Here is a 14,303-nt window from a genome sequence, read left to right as displayed (position 1 = left end):
GCCGGAGACATTCCATGCATAAACGCCGCCTCGGTCGGACCGATCTCCTTGTTTCGCAAATCTGTCTCGGTTCGATGACGTGGGGCCAGCAGAACAGCGAGGCCGAAGGCCATGCGCAGATGGATCTGGCGTTCTCGCGAGGGGTGAATTTCATCGACACGGCCGAGCTTTACCCGATCCCGCCCAAGGCGGAGACGCAAGGGCGAACCGAGAAGATCATCGGCAGCTGGATGAAGGCCAACGGCAACCGCGACAAGGTCATCCTCGCCTCAAAGGTCGTCGGCCGCACCGCCAACGCGTGGTTCCGGGGCGATCGTCCGTCGAAGCTGGTGCGCGCCGACATTTTCGACGCGGTCGAGAAATCGCTGGCCAAGCTCGGCACCGACTATATCGACCTCTATCAGATCCACTGGCCGGACCGGGACATTCCGTGGGGCTCGAATCCGACGCGCGTTGGAGCAGTGGCGCGGCGCGCGGATGCGGCAGGCGCCCCGGGAGACGAGACGCCGATTGCCGAAACGCTCTCCGTCTTCGAGGAACTGGTGAAGGCGGGCAAGATACGCCATCTTGGCCTCTCGAACGAAAGCTCCTGGGGCGTCATGCGCTTCGTCTTCGAAGCCGAAAAGGGGACCGGTCCGCGCGTCGCCTCGCTGCAGAACGCTTACAGCCTCGTCAACCGCACCTTCGAGGTGAACCTTGCCGAGGTCTGCGAGCGCGAGGAGATCGCGTTTCTTCCCTATTCGCCGCTTGCACAGGGCTATCTCACCGGCAAATACAATCATGGCGCGCGACCGCAGGGCTCGCGCTCGCAGCTCTTCAATCGCGGCCAGCGCTACGAGACGCCGAATGCGGCGGAAGTGCTGCTGGAATACACCGAGCTGGCGCGCTCCTTCAGCATGGAGCCAGCACTTTTCGCCAACGCCTATGTGGCGAGCCGGCCCTTCGTGACCGCGAACATCGTCGGCGCGACCACGATCGCGCAGCTCGATATGGCGCTGTCCTCGGCCGACGTCAGCTGGACGGAAGAGATGCAGACGGCGGTCGACGCCATCCATCAGCGTGTCGGCAATCCGTGCCCGTGATCGGGAATCGTTAAAAAACAAGGGGATGGACACGATGGCAGAGTTTCCGATCGAGGCCGTGCGCGGCAGATTTCCGGCGCTTTCGCTGGCCGATGACGGGCGCCGGCGCATCTATCTCGACAATCCTGCCGGCACGCAGGTGCCGCTGGCGGTGGCGGAGGCGGTGTCGCGCTGCCTGCTGTCGACCAATGCCAATCTCGGCGGTTTCTTCGAGACCACGGTCGCGGCCCAAAAAGTGGTCGACGACGCCCATGCGGCGATGGCCGATTTCCTCAATGCCGCGAGCGTGGAGGAGATTGTAATCGGCGCCAACATGACGACGCTGACCTACCACATGTCGCGCACGCTCGGCCGCACGATGAAGGCCGGCGACGAGATCGTCGTCACGCGCATGGACCACGAGGGCAATGTTTCGCCATGGCTGCAACTTGCCGAGGATCTCGGCCTGGTCGTGCGCTTCCTGCCGTTCGACGAGCGGAGCTGGCAGGTGGAGGAGGCGGCGCTCAAGTCGCTGCTTTCGGAGAAAACGCGCCTTGTCGCGTTGAACTATGCCTCGAACCTCACCGGCTCGATCAATCGCGTGAAAGCGCTGACGGCGATTGCCAGGCAGGCCGGCGCGCTGGTCTATGTCGATGCCGTGCAATTCGCTCCGCACGGGCTGATCGACGTGCAGGAACTCGGCTGCGATTTCCTGATCTGCTCGGCCTATAAATTCTTCGGGCCGCATATGGGGATATTGTGGGGCCGCCGCGACGTCCTCGACGGTCTCGAGCCCTACAAATGCCGATGCTCTTCGAACGTCCTGCCCGAGCGGTTCGAGCTTGGCACGCCGCAGATCGAGCTGATGGCCGGGCTGACGGCGGCAATCGACTATTTTGCAGATCTCGGCGCTGCCGCCGGCGAGGACGGCTCGCGGCGGCAGCGGATCGCCAAGGCGTTCGAGGTGTCGATCGCCTACGAGAACACGCTGGCCCGGCAACTGATCGAAGGCCTGTCCGATATCGAAGGCCTGATCACCCATGGCATCACCGATCCGGAACGGCTTACCGAGCGGGTGCCGACCATTTCCTTCACCGTCGAAGGCATCGAGCCGGAAACGATCGTGCGGCAGATGAACGCCGAAAACATCTTCCTGTGGTCAGGCCACAACTATGCGTGGGAGGTCGTCCACCAGCTCGGCATACCCGCCGAGCAGGGCGTCGTGCGCATTGGCATCGCGCATTACAACACGGCGGCCGAGATCGAAGAGACGCTGGAAAGCGTGCACCGCGTGATCGCGATGCTGCGGCAGCAGCATTCCTAAGGCTATCTAACCCTGCTTGCCGCCGAAGCCGGTCAGGAAAGCGGTGAGGTTGTCGCCGAGCGCATCGCAGAGATAGCCGCCTTCCTGGACGATGACCGTCGGCAGGCCAAGTCCGGCTATCGCTTCGCCGATGCGCGAGAAGCCGGGCGTCGTCACCGACAGGCCGCCGAACGGATCGCCCTCGAATGCGTCGAGGCCGAGCGCCACGACCAGCGCTTCCGGCGCGAAGGCGCGGATGCGCTGGAAGGCTGCGGCAAGCGCTTCGAGAAAGGCTGCGTCGCCGGATTTGCGCGGCAGCGGCAGGTTGAGATTGTAGCCGAGGCCGGGACCTTCGCCGCGCTCGTCGGCATGCCCCCAGAAGAACGGGTAGAAGCGCACCGGATCGGCGTGCAGCGAGACGGTCAGCACGTCGGGGCGGGCGTAGAAGATGCCTTGCGTGCCGTTGCCGTGGTGCAGGTCGACATCGAGGATGGCGACGCGCGCAGCGCTCTTGCGCAGCACCTGTGCCGCGACGGCCGAATTGTTGATGAAGCAGAAGCCGCCGGCGACATCGGCGAAGGCGTGATGGCCCGGCGGACGGCACAGCGCATAGGCCGACGGTGCTCCAGCCATCACCGCTTCAGCGGCCTCCACCGCGCTCCAGGCGCTCCATAGCGCGCTGTTCCAGGTCTCGGCCGAGATCGGGCAGGCAGTGTCGGCCATGTGGTAGCCGGCCTGGCCGACAGCCGAGGCCGGATAGGAGCCGTTGCGGGCGATCGGGTGGATGTTCGGGATGACTTCCGCCGAGGCGCCTTCGATGCGCTGCCAGCGCGGAAAAATGTGCTCGAGGAAGTCGAGATATTCGGGCGTATGCACCGCCGCTATCGGGCCAAGCCCATGATTCCCTGGACGCTCGATCGTCAGCCCGGCCGATATTGCGCCGGCTAATAATCTCTCGACCCGTTCCGGCCTTTCCGGGTTGGGCTGCGGTGCGCCGCTGGAGAGGAAAGCCTTGGGGTCGTGGCGTTTCTGCTCTTCGGCGTAGAAGGTTTTCATCGTCATTCCTCCGGTATATCGGCAAAGGCGAAAAAGGCATCGCCGACGATCTTCTGCACCTGCTCGTAGCTCGACCAGCCGATGCCCAGTCTTTCGTAGAAGGCCCTGGCGGTCTCGTTGTCGGTATCGACGGACAGCCTCAAATAGACCCCGCCCGCCACGCGGCATTCCTTGGCCACGCGTCGAAGCAGCTTTTCGCCGATCCGGCGGCCGCGGAAGCGATCCTCGACGTATAGGTCCTGCACATAGACGCCAGGACGGCCCATCCAGGTCGAGAAGATCGGGAAATGCAGGCAAAGCCCAGCGAATTCGCCATCGATCTCGGCGATCAGGGTCGAGAAGGCGGGGCTTGCGCCGAAGCCGTAGCGGCGAAGGTCGTCGGGCGTCGATTGGATCTCTTCCGGCGCGCCGATATGGGTGCCGAGACGGAGCAAGGCGGCGTGGATGGTTTCGACGTCCTCGATGCGACCGGGGCGGAGGGTGATTGTACTCACGACAAATACGGTGCCGAGGCACCTCCCTCTGTCCTGCCGGACATCTCCCCCGCAAGGGGGGAGATTGGCAGCTTGGGCCTTGCCGCCAATTCTGCAGCGCTGAAAAATGGCGAAAGCGAAAAACACAGCTGATCTCCCCCCTTGCGGGGGGGATGGTCGGCAGGCCAGAGGGGGGTGCGAGAGATCGCAAACATTTCAGGATGGCTCAAACGTTGCCCGGCCTCAGCCTTCCACCGGCAGATCGAGTTCCTCCGCCAGCGCCTCCAGCGAGTCGCCGATGATGGCGATCATCTCGCCGATCTGCTCGGCCGTGATGATCATCGGCGGCGCCACCATGAAATTGTCGCCGTCGACGCCGCCCTTGACCTTGCGGCCATAGATGATGAGGCCGCGCGCATAGGCGTGGTCGAGCAGGCGCTGCGTCGCCTTGCTGGCCGGGTCGATCGGCTTCAAAGTCTCTGGATCGGCGACCATTTCGGCGCCGGTGAGCAGGCCCTTGCCGCGCACGTCGGCGATGAAGGGGAAGCGCTTTTGCAAGCCCTTCAACTCCGCCATCAGCACGTCACCCATGGCGGCGGCGTTGGCGATGAGATCGAGCCGGTCCATCTCGCCAAGCACGGCGAGGCCGGCGGCGCAGGCGAGCGGATTGCCGGCATAGGTGTGCCCATGCTGGAAGCCGCCCGAGGCAAGCAGCGGCTCGACCAGGCGCATGGGTGCTGCCAGAGCGCCGAGCGGCGCGTAGCCTGAGCCCAGGCCCTTCGAAAGAGCGACGATGTCGGGCCTGCAGTTCCAGTGGTCGCCGCCGAGGAACTTGCCTGTCCTGCCGGCGCCGCTCATCACCTCGTCATGGATCAGAAGGATGCCGTAGCGGTCGCAGATTTCGCGGATGCGCGGATAATAGCTGTCGGGCGCGACCAGGGCAGCGGTTGCGGCACCGCCGATCGGCTCCATGATGAAGGCCAAAACGCTTTCCGGGCCTTCGGCGAGAATCTTTTCCTCCAGCATGTCGGCATAGCGGAGGCCGCGCTGCTCCATCGAGAGATTGTCGCGGTCGCGCCAGGCTGTGGGCGCAGGCACTGCCGGCATCGCCTTCATCATCGGCGTGAAGGTTTCGGCGAGCGCATCGTCGCCGGTGACGGAAAGCGAGCCCAGCGTGCCGCCATGATAGGACGGGAAGCGGGTGATCACCTTCCAGCGCTTGGGCTGGCCGGTGGCGACCGCCCATTGCCGGGCGAGCTTGATGCAGGATTCGGTTGCTTCCGAGCCGCCGGAAACAAAGAAGATGCGGTCCATGCCTTCGGGCAGCTTGCCGGCCAGCGCGCGCGCAAGCTCTTCGGCCGGCTCGTTCTCGAAATGCAGCCGGTAGGCGAAGGTGGTCTTGTCCATCTGCCGCTTCATGGCGTCGAGCACGTTGCGGTTGGAATGGCCGATATTGGCGACCATCGGCCCGCTCGAGCCGTCGATGAAGCGGCGCCCATCCTGCGTCCAGAAATAGATGCCCTCGGCGCGGTCGACGAGCGGCCGGCGCAAGCTGGACAGATAGAACAGATGCGATGGCGGCCGCGTTTCGATTTCGGGCGAGGACTTGGCTTGCAGCTTCGACATGTCAGGACTTTCCGAGATAGCGGTCGAGAACATTTTTGGTCACGCGTTCGATCATCGCGTCCTGCCTCAGCAGGCCGGCGACCCATTCGCAGCTTCCGGCGTGAAACACCTCGCCCTTGCCGCGCGGGAAATTGACGATCATGCCGTTGCCGCGCTTGACCTTGTCGAGATTGGCGTCGCTGGCCTCGCCGAACAAGGTTTCGGCGGTGAAGCGCCCATCTTCGTCGGTGAGGAACTGGTCCTCGATTGGGATGTCGGCGCTCTCCTCGACTTGGCTCGCCATGCCGACAGCCAGCACCTGCAAGCCATCCGGCGCGCCGCTGGTTTCAGTCGGGTAGGGCAGGCCGCCGCGGATCTCGAAATCGAGACCGTCGACCTCATAGCCATAGACATGGCTGTCGGCGCCGAGCAGGTCGCCATAATAGACGCCGGTGCCGGCGAAGGCCCAATGCTCCGGACGGTAGACGGGAAAGCCGCGCACGCCGCGCGGCGCGCAGCCGCCCCAGCCGGCATAGACGCCCCGCGTCGCATTGAGGCCGAAGGTGGCGCTGCCCGGACGGCCGATCTCGGGCGCTTCCCAGGAATTGGTGGCGCGGGTGACATCGCCGCCGCGATAGGCGGGATCTTGCGCGCGCGCCTTGTATTTATAGCAAACCTGGCGGCGGCCCTCGTCCTCCAGCCGCGTCTGCCACATGAAATTGCCGGCGAAGCGCGCCGCATGCCCGCCGCTGGTCACATAGGTGTCGACCGCGTCTCGCATCTCCCAGGTCCAGTATTCGTCATGGCCGACGAAGACGACGCAGTCATAACCATCGAGGATTTCGGGTAAGAAATGCAAGTCGTGCTGGCTGGCAAGGTCGACCGCATAGCCGGCGCGCTCGGCGAAGCGGAAGAAATGGCTGTCATAGCTCGCCCAGCCGGAAGAGGCGTATTTCTTCGAATGTCCGGTGGCGAAAGCCCATTCCATATGCGGGTAACGCGGCACGGCCTTCGGCGGCACCGCGACTTCGAGCGGCACGCGCGGCGCATCCTTGGGCAGCACGATGAAGCCGCGGCACCAGGGACGCTGCGTCGACACCATCGTCGCGTATTGGTCGCGGTTCGCGCCGGTGATGCCCTGATAGTGGTTCGAGCCGCCCCATGTGTTGTAGGCGAGCCACGTGCCGGTGGCGGCGACCTGCAGCAGGCGACCGGGCTTGCGTCCGGGCAGGGGTGTGACGATTAAGAGATGTTGGCTGTGGATCGGCTTGCCGCCACGGCCCTCGGCCGAGAGCGTCACGCGATAGGCGCCTGACGGCCAATCGTCGCCGACACGGAATTCGAACGAGGCCTCCCAGCCGCAGCCGTCGACAGAGCATTGGTCGGGCGTGTCCTGCCAGCGCGCCGACAGCCCCGCTCCCTCGAAGACTATTGTTTCGCGGTCGCCGTCGCGAACGACGGCAAGGCTGAATTGCGGCGCCGACGCGCTGACGAAGAGCGTGACTAGCTCGCCGGGGCGATAGGAAAACCGGTCGCTGTAGCACCAGATCTCGCCGCTCGAGCCATCCATTCCCGGCCATTCGTAATAGTGGCCGCGCACCGCCTCGCGGCGCTGCTCGGGCGTCAGCCCGAAATCGGGGAATTCACTGGGCAGTTGCGTCAAGGAACACCTGAGATCACGAGGCCGTCATTGAGACCATCGGCTGGCCAAGCGTCAAATGGAAAGCATCGGGCCAGCGGGCTCGCGCTTGGCCGCCGCCGGCAAACCAACTATTCATGCTGAGGCGACATTCTCCGCCGAGGAGCCGACATGCTGCGTGTGCAAAAGGTCAAGGTCGACGACATCTACGTGCCGACGGCGCGGCGCAAGACGCTGCATCCCGAGACGGTGCGCCATCTCGCCGAGGATATTCTCGAAAACGGCATGAAGACGCCGATACAGGTGCGGCACGACGGCAAGCGCCACATTCTGGTCGAGGGGCTGCATAGGCTCGAAGCCGCGAAATGGCTCGGCGAGACCGTGATCGACGCCTATCTCGTCCAGGCCAAGCGCCATTGATCTCTCGTCCGGGGCTGGCCTATCACCGTTAGCGATCGCGTCCCATCAAAGCTTTTTGATTGACGCCGCCATGCCGGCGGCTAGAGCGTTCCGATACTCGCGAACAGGATGCTTATCATGGCGAAGTATGAGGGCGGTTGCTTGTGCGGCGCGGTGCGGTATCGGGCCGATGCCGAGCCGGTCAACGAACGGGTTTGCCATTGCCGGATCTGCCAGAAGGCGATCGGCGCCGCATTCAACGCGCGGCTTCTGTTCCGCATCGACGATGTGACGATCGAGGGGCCGGTGGCGACGATCAATTCCACGCCCGACCTCCAGCGCGGCTTCTGTCCGGTGTGCGGCACGACGATGTTTTCGCGCCGCGACTCCAGGGGCATTCTCGGCGTCACGTCCGGCTCGCTCGACGATCCATCGCTGTTCAAGCCCGACATGCATTTCTGGACTGCTTCGAAGCAGCCCTGGCTGATGCTTGACGATGGCCTGCCGCAACATGAAGGCGCGCCGCCGGCCTGAGTCATCGCGACGCAGGCCTGCACAAAAATTTCATCTTGGATTCACGAGATAGCCGGCAAAGCGTCATTGGCGGGCCATCATTGGCTGCCTATCTAAGCGCCATGCGGGAAGGCATCGAGGAGGCGACGGATGAGCGAGAGCATCAACACCCTGGACGAGCTTTTGAACGACCCGATGGTCCAGCTCGTGATGGCGCGCGACCGCGTGCGCCCCGCCGAGCTTCGCCTGCTTCTGGAAAAGGCTCGCGACAGGGCGGGCGAGGATTCTCGCATCGACCAGGCTTCGGTGCCGCCAGCGCATGTTGTGGCAAGAAGCTGCCTGAAGCAGTGGTTGTACCGTTGAGGCAACTCCGCAGAAAATGGTCAGCTCGAATTCGCGGGCAAGTAACTGTAGTGGCTGCGCAAATAGGCGAGCCTGAAGCCGAGCCGGTCGTAGTTGCGATAGGCCGGTCCATCGCGGTCGGGGCGCGGCGCCTCGATGTCGGCGACAAACAGTTTCGCGCCGGCGGCGATGCCGTCGCGAACCAGCCTTTCGCCGAGCATGGCATCAAGATCGAAGCTCGGCGCCATGATTCCCGGCACTGGGGCGTCGATGCCGCTCCAGGCGGCGCCGTCTGAGATGAACAGCGAGCGCACGGCGGCGACCGCGCCCTTGCGTTTCAGCATGTAATGACGCCAGCCCTTACGACCGACAAGCGCCGTGAGCCAGGGCGAGGTGGGAAGCCTGTATTTGGCATCGATGAAAGAAGCCCATTCCGAAGCTGTCTTGGGTGTGATCTCCTCGATCGCCAGATCGTCGACCGGGATCAGCGGGTCGCCCGGGAAAAGCGGTTCGTCCGGCAGCGGCGTCGCGTCGCGATAGATGCGCTCCCAGCCGCTTTGCTGCTGCATCCCGCGCGCTTCCAGCCAGCATCTCAGCCGCGACGGCTCGGTGTGCGGATTGGTATAGAACCACGGCCGCACGATGCCGGCCGCGCGGTAGTGCGCGAGCAGCGCATCGACCTGTTCTTCCGTCGCCGGGCCATCGACGCCGATATTCTTCACGCAGTTGAAATGGATGAAAGGGATCGTCGTGCAGGTGGTCCAGACAAGGTCGCCGTCCTTGGCGATCGACAAGCCTTGCCGTGCCGCGAAATCGACGGGCGCCGCCTCGTAAAGGTCGAGCCAGGCAGCAACTTCGGCGCGTTCGATGGCGCGGCTGAAATCGCGCGACACCGGCTCGATCGCGATGTCCGGGACGTGCGTTTGCGGCGGCACGACTGGCTGCAGTTCCGAGAGGGCGGCGGTCGACATGGGGATGCTCCTCCGATTTGCCTTACAGTGTAAGATTAGTGGAGAATAATATGCTGTCGCCTGTTGTCAAGCAGGATTAGCGGCACCTTACAAATCCGTGAGTTGGAATCACGCTGTCGTGAGGCTAAGCCTGTCCCCGATGGGCTTTCGATGACGATTCACTTTTTGCCCCGGATGACGGCCGGGGCACGGGGAAAGGACCGGGATGACCGACGTCTGCACGCAAGGACTGGATACCGGCTTTGTCGGCCTGGGTTACGCCAAGGTGGCGTTCCTCGGCATCGTGCAAGGCATCACCGAATTGCTGCCGATCTCATCCACGGCGCACATGCGCATCGTGCCGGCCGTGCTGGGCTGGCAGGACCCCGGCTCGGCCTTCTCCGCCGCCATGCAGCTGGCGGCGCTGGCGGCGGTGATCAGCTATTTCTGGAGCGATGTCAGGGACGTGCTGTTCGGATCGCTGTCGGCGATCTCGCGCCGCGATTTCGGCGACCGCTATTTCCGCCTCGCGATCAGCATCGTGCTTGCGACCGTTCCGATCGTCATTGCGGGCCTTGCCCTTTCCGGCGTGCTCAACGCCTGCAATTCGCCCTTGCGCGGGCTCGCCGTCATCGGCTGGGCCTGCATCGCCATGGCGATCCTTTTGGCGCTCGCCGAAATCTTCGCCAGCCACAAGCTCGTGCTGCGCCAGGCATCGATCCTCGACGCGCTGCTGGTGGGCATCGCCCAGGTCGGCGCGCTCATTCCCGGCGTCTCGCGCTCGGGCTCGACGCTGACGGCGGCGATGGGGCTGGGCTTTGCCCGGCCGGAGGCGGCGCGCCTGTCGTTCCTGCTCGGCTTGCCGGCCATCGCGCTGGCCGGCCTCAAGGAGCTCTATGAACTACACAAAGTGCATCTCGACGCGCATGGCTGGTCGATCCTGGCCGTCGGCCTTGTCGTCGCCTCGATCTCGGCCTTCTTCGCGATATGGGGGCTGATGCGGGTGCTCGAGCGCTTCTCCGCCTGGCCGTTCGTCATCTATCGCGGCCTGCTCGGCGTGGTGCTGCTGATCGGGGTCGCCACTGGCTGGCTTGTCTAAAGCGCGTCGCGTCGAAACGGATTCACGCGACGCTTTAGGTCGTTGCTTGATGCATGTCGTTGTCGCAAAACCGAGGCCACTTTTGCGCGACATGCATTAGAGGTCTCGACCCAATCCGCTGTATCGACGCCGACGCTCGGGTGCGCTGATGGATCTTGTGACTCTGCTGCAATCCGTGCCGTTGCTGGCGACGCTGGTGAAATCGGCGGCGCCGGCGGCAATCGGCGCCGGCATGGGCCTTGGCCAATGGCTGGCGGCGCTGCCGCCCTGCCGCGACCAGACCTTCGAGAACGCGGCCTATCTGGTCTGCGAAGCCGATCCGGAGCATTTTTCCATCGAGCTGTTCTGGAAGAACAAGGACGGCGATTTCTACCGGTCGCTGCACAATCTGCGCAGCGCGCAGCAAGCGACCGGGCGCACCCTGCTTTTCGGCATCAATGCGGGCATGTATCATCCGAACCTCGCGCCGGTCGGGCTCTATGTCGAACGCGGCGAGCAGATCACGTCGGCGAAGACCGGATCGGGGTCCGGCAATTTCTCCATGCAGCCCAACGGCATCTTCTATCTCAGCGCCGGCAAGGCCGGCGTTCGCGCGACCAAGGATTACCTCAAGCGTCCGCCGCGCGTGGATTACGCGACGCAGTCCGGGCCGATGCTGGTCATCGACGGCAAGCTGCATCCGAAATTCCGTTACGACGGCACCTCGCGCAAGATCCGCGACGGCGTTGGCGTGCGCGCCGACGGGGTCGCGGTCTTCGCGATCTCGGACGGTGTCGTGACCTTTCACGAATTCGCGCGGCTTTTCCGCGACCAACTCGGCTGCCCGAACGCGCTCTTCCTCGACGGCTCGATCTCGAGCCTCTATGCGCCCGCGATCGGCCGCAACGACGATTTCTGGAATCTCGGTCCGATGATCGGCGTGTTCAGGCGCTAGCCAAGAAGCTCCCTTCGGCGCTGCTCCGAATCATCCGGTCGCGCCAAAGGTAAATTTTGATTCAAACTTTGTTGGTAATTTCTCATTAGGAATGGGGGTTCCGGCGGCGCTGTTCCTGCCTTCGGTCTGTTTTGTTTTTGCGTACAGGTCAAGATGCGGATTTTTGGCGTCGTCAGTTTCGTGCTCGCATCGCTATGCCTTGCCGGCTGCTCGTCGACGTCGGGCGTCGATGCCTTGCAGATGCCGTCCAACGAGACGACGAGCTCGGTCGTGCGGCCGAGCGCGCCGGTGTCGAAGGGCGCGAGGACCGCGGTCACCGAAAGAACCGTCGAGACCGCGTCGATGTCGGGCGCCGCGCGCATCAAGCCGCCGGCGCCGTTGCTCGACGAGGGTAACGCGAGCCCCGGCGACGAGGACACTCGCCCCTTCGGCCTTGCCGAGGAGGAGACGGTGAATTTTCCCGCGACCGAATTGCCGGACAGCGTCGAGCCGCCGGTGCAGGAGGCAGCGCTCGTCTCGCCGCCGAAGCGGCTGTCGCGTGCCGCGCCCGCTATGCTCGCCGGCCCGGTCACCCGTTATGCGTTCCGCGACGCCAAGCCGATCAATTTCGGCCGCTCTTCACCTCGCCATCTGGCCGTTCACGGCGTCGATGTCTCGCGCTGGCAGGGCAACATCAACTGGCAGAAGCTGCGCGCCCAGGGCGCCAACTTCGCTTATATCAAGGCGACCGACGGCGGCGACCATCTCGACCCGATGTTCATGAAGAACTGGCGCAACGCCGATGCCGCCGGGCTTAAGCGCGGCGCCTATCATTTCTTCTACTGGTGCCGCACCGCCGGCGAGCAGGCCGACTGGTTCATCCGCAACGTGCCGAAAGTCGATGGCGCGCTGCCCCCGGTCATCGACGTCGAGTGGAACGGCGATTCCTCCTGCAAGCGCCGGCCATCGCGCGAAAAGGTGCTGGAAAAAATGCAGGTGTTCATGGACAAACTGGAACGCCACTACGGCCAGCGGCCCATCATCTACACCAGCCCCGACTTCTATCGCGACAACCTGCGCGGCGCCTTCCAGGATTATCCCTTCTGGCTGCGCGCGGTGGCGGCGCACCCTTCAAAAGTCTATCCGGGCCGCAGGTGGCTGTTCTGGCAGTATTCGGGCTCCGGCCTGTCGCATGGTGTCAGCGGCCGCATCGACCTCAACGTGTTCCATGGCGACGAGCGCCAGTGGCGCGCCTGGCTGGGCGGCGGGCAGATGGTGGCCGACGCGGATTAGGATTTTTTCTGGAGTCGGCCGGAGAGGAGTGCTCCAGGGAAGGCCGCTCCGTTGAAGAATCGGGCATCGCACGCCTTCGTCATCCACGGGCGGAGCAAGGAGCGAAGCGACGCGCGCAGACCCGAGGATCCATGCCGTGACCTTTATCGTAGGGCGCAACGGCGCAGAATTCTGAACCGTTGCAACGTGTTGATGTAACGGCATGGATTCCAGGGTCTGCGCGTGTCGCTGCGCTCCTTGCTCCGCCCTGGAATGACGAAGCGGAGGGCCGCCGCCACACTACGCCTCGTTGATCATCGCCTCGATGTTGTAACCATCGGGATCGAGCACGAAGCAAGCGTAGTAATTCGGGCCATAGTCCGGGCGCGGACCGGGCGCGCCCTTGTCCGCGGCGCCCGCCTCGATCGCCGCGCGATGGAACACGTCGACCTCGGCCTTGCTCTTCACCCGGAAGGCGACATGCAGATGGGTGAGCGGCGGCTTCTCGCCCGTGCGCTGGATCTCGAACAGGCAGCCATTGCCGATACTGAAGGCCCAGAAGACGCCTTCCTTGCCGAAGGACAGGCTGTAGCCCAGAGGCGCAAAAGCCTGTTCGTAGAAGAGCTTGCTCTTGTCGAGGTCGCTCACTTCGATGGTGATGTGGTCGATCATGATGTGTGGGACAGCTTGGCTGTGGCGACCTTCTTATGCGGCCTTTGGTAGGTCGGACAAGATCACCTGATCCTCGCTTGCGATATCAGCGGCCGTCTTATAGGCATCACGGCGTGGTGTTTCGGAAAATATTCCGGCGCCCAGCTCAGTCATCAAGCTCTCAACGACAGTTATTAATCGAAGGAATGGAGCTTCCGCGTTCCGCGAGTTCGGCCGTATTGTCCGCAGATAAAAGTTTTTAAAGCCTTTTATCTTGAATCCGATGGGCTCTCTGGTCTCAAGATCAAGTATCAAAGTGAGGAATTCGTCGATACGCCTGTAGACAGAGGGTACATCAACTCTGACATACTCAAGCGAGTCAGCGTCTTCGTAGTATAGAGCCTTTGGCTTGTAAATATCCAAGGGCGTGGCCGACATGCCCATCGCGTTAACCCTGCTTTACCACAGTCTTCGACGAAACCGCAATTGATGATCGATTGGCAGCATGGGGTCTTTGGGATCGCACTCAACGAACTGCCAAAGCATGATCACGCCTTCAGTGACCGGCGGCTTGCCATCTACTGGATTATGCCTTCGGCCCTCTGGAAAATCAAGGCGAGCGTAGATCACAAACACCAGGTCGCCCGGAATCTGGTACTGCCTGATTGGGCAGGCCATAGACGGCTCATACCTAAATCCCGTCGCCGGTTTGGTTATAAATGCCGCGAAATCGAAGCCGCGGTCGTCTTCCCCGGCAGGCCGCATCAGACCTCGAAAACAAGCATGCGCGCCGGCCAAGCCGGGCGTTCCTTGGGAGCTGCCAATGCTGGAAGCAGATACGCCGGGCACCGGCGGTACCTCTCCATGAACGTGCCACCATAGGTCCAAAATTGGCTGTCGCCTGCCTGCCTGCAAATGTTTTCGAACGTCACCGGTCGCGACCCTGTAGGCCATGATCCGGTCCATCTCCAGAGGCGACCTTCCGATGGTTGTCGACGGAGGCGACAACCACTTGGAGGACCTTTGG

At 63.5% G+C, this 14,303-nt stretch carries 16 protein-coding genes; 8 read left to right on the top strand and 8 right to left on the bottom strand.

The annotated features are described in order from the left end of the window. Positions 1 to 14: 14 nt before the first annotated feature. Both FJW07_RS13575 and FJW07_RS13570 read left to right on the top strand, forming a co-directional pair. Entirely contained in the window at positions 15 to 1,082 is a 1,068-nt protein-coding gene (locus tag FJW07_RS13575) for an aldo/keto reductase (protein ID WP_140856951.1), read from the top strand. A 34-nt stretch (positions 1,083 to 1,116) separates the two neighbouring features. Further along, the gene (locus FJW07_RS13570; protein ID WP_140856949.1) at positions 1,117 to 2,385 is read left to right on the top strand and encodes a cysteine desulfurase-like protein; all 1,269 of its coding nucleotides are present in this window, start codon (positions 1,117 to 1,119) and stop codon (positions 2,383 to 2,385) included. Between the two features lie 6 nt (positions 2,386 to 2,391). Here FJW07_RS13570 and FJW07_RS13565 read toward each other — a convergent pair whose 3' ends face one another. The 4 genes from FJW07_RS13565 to FJW07_RS13545 all read right to left on the bottom strand — a co-directional run bounded on the left by FJW07_RS13565 (position 2,392) and on the right by FJW07_RS13545 (position 7,161). Beyond that, the gene (locus tag FJW07_RS13565; protein ID WP_140783329.1) at positions 2,392 to 3,420 is read right to left on the bottom strand and encodes a histone deacetylase family protein; all 1,029 of its coding nucleotides are present in this window, start codon (positions 3,418 to 3,420) and stop codon (positions 2,392 to 2,394) included. A gap of 2 nt (positions 3,421 to 3,422) precedes the next feature. Continuing rightward, a complete protein-coding gene (locus FJW07_RS13560; RefSeq protein ID WP_140856947.1) occupies positions 3,423 to 3,914 on the bottom strand; it encodes a GNAT family N-acetyltransferase in 492 nt (163 codons plus the stop codon). A 222-nt stretch (positions 3,915 to 4,136) separates the two neighbouring features. Then, positions 4,137 to 5,519, bottom strand: a complete 1,383-nt coding sequence (locus tag FJW07_RS13550) for an aspartate aminotransferase family protein (protein ID WP_140856945.1) — start codon at positions 5,517 to 5,519, stop codon at positions 4,137 to 4,139. A gap of 1 nt (position 5,520) precedes the next feature. Continuing rightward, a complete protein-coding gene (locus FJW07_RS13545) occupies positions 5,521 to 7,161 on the bottom strand; it encodes a N,N-dimethylformamidase beta subunit family domain-containing protein (RefSeq protein ID WP_140856943.1) in 1,641 nt (546 codons plus the stop codon). A 147-nt stretch (positions 7,162 to 7,308) separates the two neighbouring features. Between FJW07_RS13545 and FJW07_RS13540 the strand changes: the two genes are divergently transcribed. The 3 genes from FJW07_RS13540 to FJW07_RS13530 all read left to right on the top strand — a co-directional run bounded on the left by FJW07_RS13540 (position 7,309) and on the right by FJW07_RS13530 (position 8,412). After that, on the top strand, positions 7,309 to 7,557 hold the full coding sequence (locus FJW07_RS13540) for a ParB N-terminal domain-containing protein (RefSeq protein WP_140856941.1): 249 nt from the start codon (positions 7,309 to 7,311) through the stop codon (positions 7,555 to 7,557). A 117-nt stretch (positions 7,558 to 7,674) separates the two neighbouring features. Beyond that, the gene (locus FJW07_RS13535; RefSeq protein WP_140659981.1) at positions 7,675 to 8,070 is read left to right on the top strand and encodes a GFA family protein; all 396 of its coding nucleotides are present in this window, start codon (positions 7,675 to 7,677) and stop codon (positions 8,068 to 8,070) included. Between the two features lie 129 nt (positions 8,071 to 8,199). Then, complete coding sequence (locus FJW07_RS13530; RefSeq protein WP_140647475.1) at positions 8,200 to 8,412, top strand: hypothetical protein; 213 nt, start codon at positions 8,200 to 8,202, stop codon at positions 8,410 to 8,412. Between the two features lie 20 nt (positions 8,413 to 8,432). On the opposite strand, the gene FJW07_RS13525 is transcribed toward FJW07_RS13530, so the two are convergent. After that, complete coding sequence (locus tag FJW07_RS13525; RefSeq protein ID WP_140856939.1) at positions 8,433 to 9,362, bottom strand: hypothetical protein; 930 nt, start codon at positions 9,360 to 9,362, stop codon at positions 8,433 to 8,435. A 205-nt stretch (positions 9,363 to 9,567) separates the two neighbouring features. On the opposite strand from FJW07_RS13525, the gene FJW07_RS13520 reads away from it, so the two are divergent. The 3 genes from FJW07_RS13520 (at position 9,568) to FJW07_RS13510 (ending at position 12,646) form a co-directional block, all read left to right on the top strand. After that, the gene (locus FJW07_RS13520) at positions 9,568 to 10,440 is read left to right on the top strand and encodes an undecaprenyl-diphosphate phosphatase (protein WP_140856937.1); all 873 of its coding nucleotides are present in this window, start codon (positions 9,568 to 9,570) and stop codon (positions 10,438 to 10,440) included. Positions 10,441 to 10,588: 148 nt separating this feature from the next. Beyond that, positions 10,589 to 11,374, top strand: a complete 786-nt coding sequence (locus tag FJW07_RS13515; RefSeq protein ID WP_140856935.1) for a phosphodiester glycosidase family protein — start codon at positions 10,589 to 10,591, stop codon at positions 11,372 to 11,374. 153 nt (positions 11,375 to 11,527) lie between these two features. Next, on the top strand, positions 11,528 to 12,646 hold the full coding sequence (locus FJW07_RS13510) for a GH25 family lysozyme (RefSeq protein ID WP_140856933.1): 1,119 nt from the start codon (positions 11,528 to 11,530) through the stop codon (positions 12,644 to 12,646). Positions 12,647 to 12,925: 279 nt separating this feature from the next. Here FJW07_RS13510 and FJW07_RS13505 read toward each other — a convergent pair whose 3' ends face one another. Genes FJW07_RS13505 through FJW07_RS13495 form a run of 3 tightly spaced genes read right to left on the bottom strand, consistent with a single transcriptional unit; the run spans position 12,926 to position 14,230 of the window. Continuing rightward, positions 12,926 to 13,297 carry a VOC family protein gene (locus FJW07_RS13505; RefSeq protein ID WP_140856931.1) on the bottom strand — a complete coding sequence of 124 codons (372 nt, stop codon included), beginning with the start codon at positions 13,295 to 13,297 and terminating at the stop codon, positions 12,926 to 12,928. A 33-nt stretch (positions 13,298 to 13,330) separates the two neighbouring features. After that, the gene (locus FJW07_RS13500) at positions 13,331 to 13,714 is read right to left on the bottom strand and encodes a hypothetical protein (RefSeq protein WP_140856929.1); all 384 of its coding nucleotides are present in this window, start codon (positions 13,712 to 13,714) and stop codon (positions 13,331 to 13,333) included. A gap of 21 nt (positions 13,715 to 13,735) precedes the next feature. After that, positions 13,736 to 14,230, bottom strand: coding sequence for a hypothetical protein (locus tag FJW07_RS13495; protein ID WP_140856927.1), 495 nt, complete (start codon positions 14,228 to 14,230; stop codon positions 13,736 to 13,738). Between the last annotated feature and the right edge of the window lie 73 nt (positions 14,231 to 14,303).

This window comes from Mesorhizobium sp. B3-1-9 (genome assembly GCF_006439595.1).
Lineage (GTDB): Bacteria > Pseudomonadota > Alphaproteobacteria > Rhizobiales > Rhizobiaceae > Mesorhizobium.
The sequence above is the reverse complement of the archived record's forward strand: the minus strand, read 5'-3'. Positions and strand labels throughout refer to the sequence as shown.

Coding starts and splice junctions, on each gene's coding strand:
- FJW07_RS13575 (WP_140856951.1), top strand. CDS start 15: ATGCATAAACGCCGCCTCGGTCGGACCGATCTCCTTGTTTCGCAAATC.
- FJW07_RS13570 (WP_140856949.1), top strand. CDS start 1,117: ATGGCAGAGTTTCCGATCGAGGCCGTGCGCGGCAGATTTCCGGCGCTT.
- FJW07_RS13565 (WP_140783329.1), bottom strand. CDS start 3,420: ATGAAAACCTTCTACGCCGAAGAGCAGAAACGCCACGACCCCAAGGCT.
- FJW07_RS13550 (WP_140856945.1), bottom strand. CDS start 5,519: ATGTCGAAGCTGCAAGCCAAGTCCTCGCCCGAAATCGAAACGCGGCCG.
- FJW07_RS13540 (WP_140856941.1), top strand. CDS start 7,309: ATGCTGCGTGTGCAAAAGGTCAAGGTCGACGACATCTACGTGCCGACG.
- FJW07_RS13535 (WP_140659981.1), top strand. CDS start 7,675: ATGGCGAAGTATGAGGGCGGTTGCTTGTGCGGCGCGGTGCGGTATCGG.
- FJW07_RS13530 (WP_140647475.1), top strand. CDS start 8,200: ATGAGCGAGAGCATCAACACCCTGGACGAGCTTTTGAACGACCCGATG.
- FJW07_RS13525 (WP_140856939.1), bottom strand. CDS start 9,362: ATGTCGACCGCCGCCCTCTCGGAACTGCAGCCAGTCGTGCCGCCGCAA.
- FJW07_RS13520 (WP_140856937.1), top strand. CDS start 9,568: ATGACCGACGTCTGCACGCAAGGACTGGATACCGGCTTTGTCGGCCTG.
- FJW07_RS13515 (WP_140856935.1), top strand. CDS start 10,589: ATGGATCTTGTGACTCTGCTGCAATCCGTGCCGTTGCTGGCGACGCTG.
- FJW07_RS13510 (WP_140856933.1), top strand. CDS start 11,528: ATGCGGATTTTTGGCGTCGTCAGTTTCGTGCTCGCATCGCTATGCCTT.
- FJW07_RS13505 (WP_140856931.1), bottom strand. CDS start 13,297: ATGATCGACCACATCACCATCGAAGTGAGCGACCTCGACAAGAGCAAG.
- FJW07_RS13500 (WP_140856929.1), bottom strand. CDS start 13,714: ATGTCGGCCACGCCCTTGGATATTTACAAGCCAAAGGCTCTATACTAC.
- FJW07_RS13495 (WP_140856927.1), bottom strand. CDS start 14,230: ATGGCCTACAGGGTCGCGACCGGTGACGTTCGAAAACATTTGCAGGCA.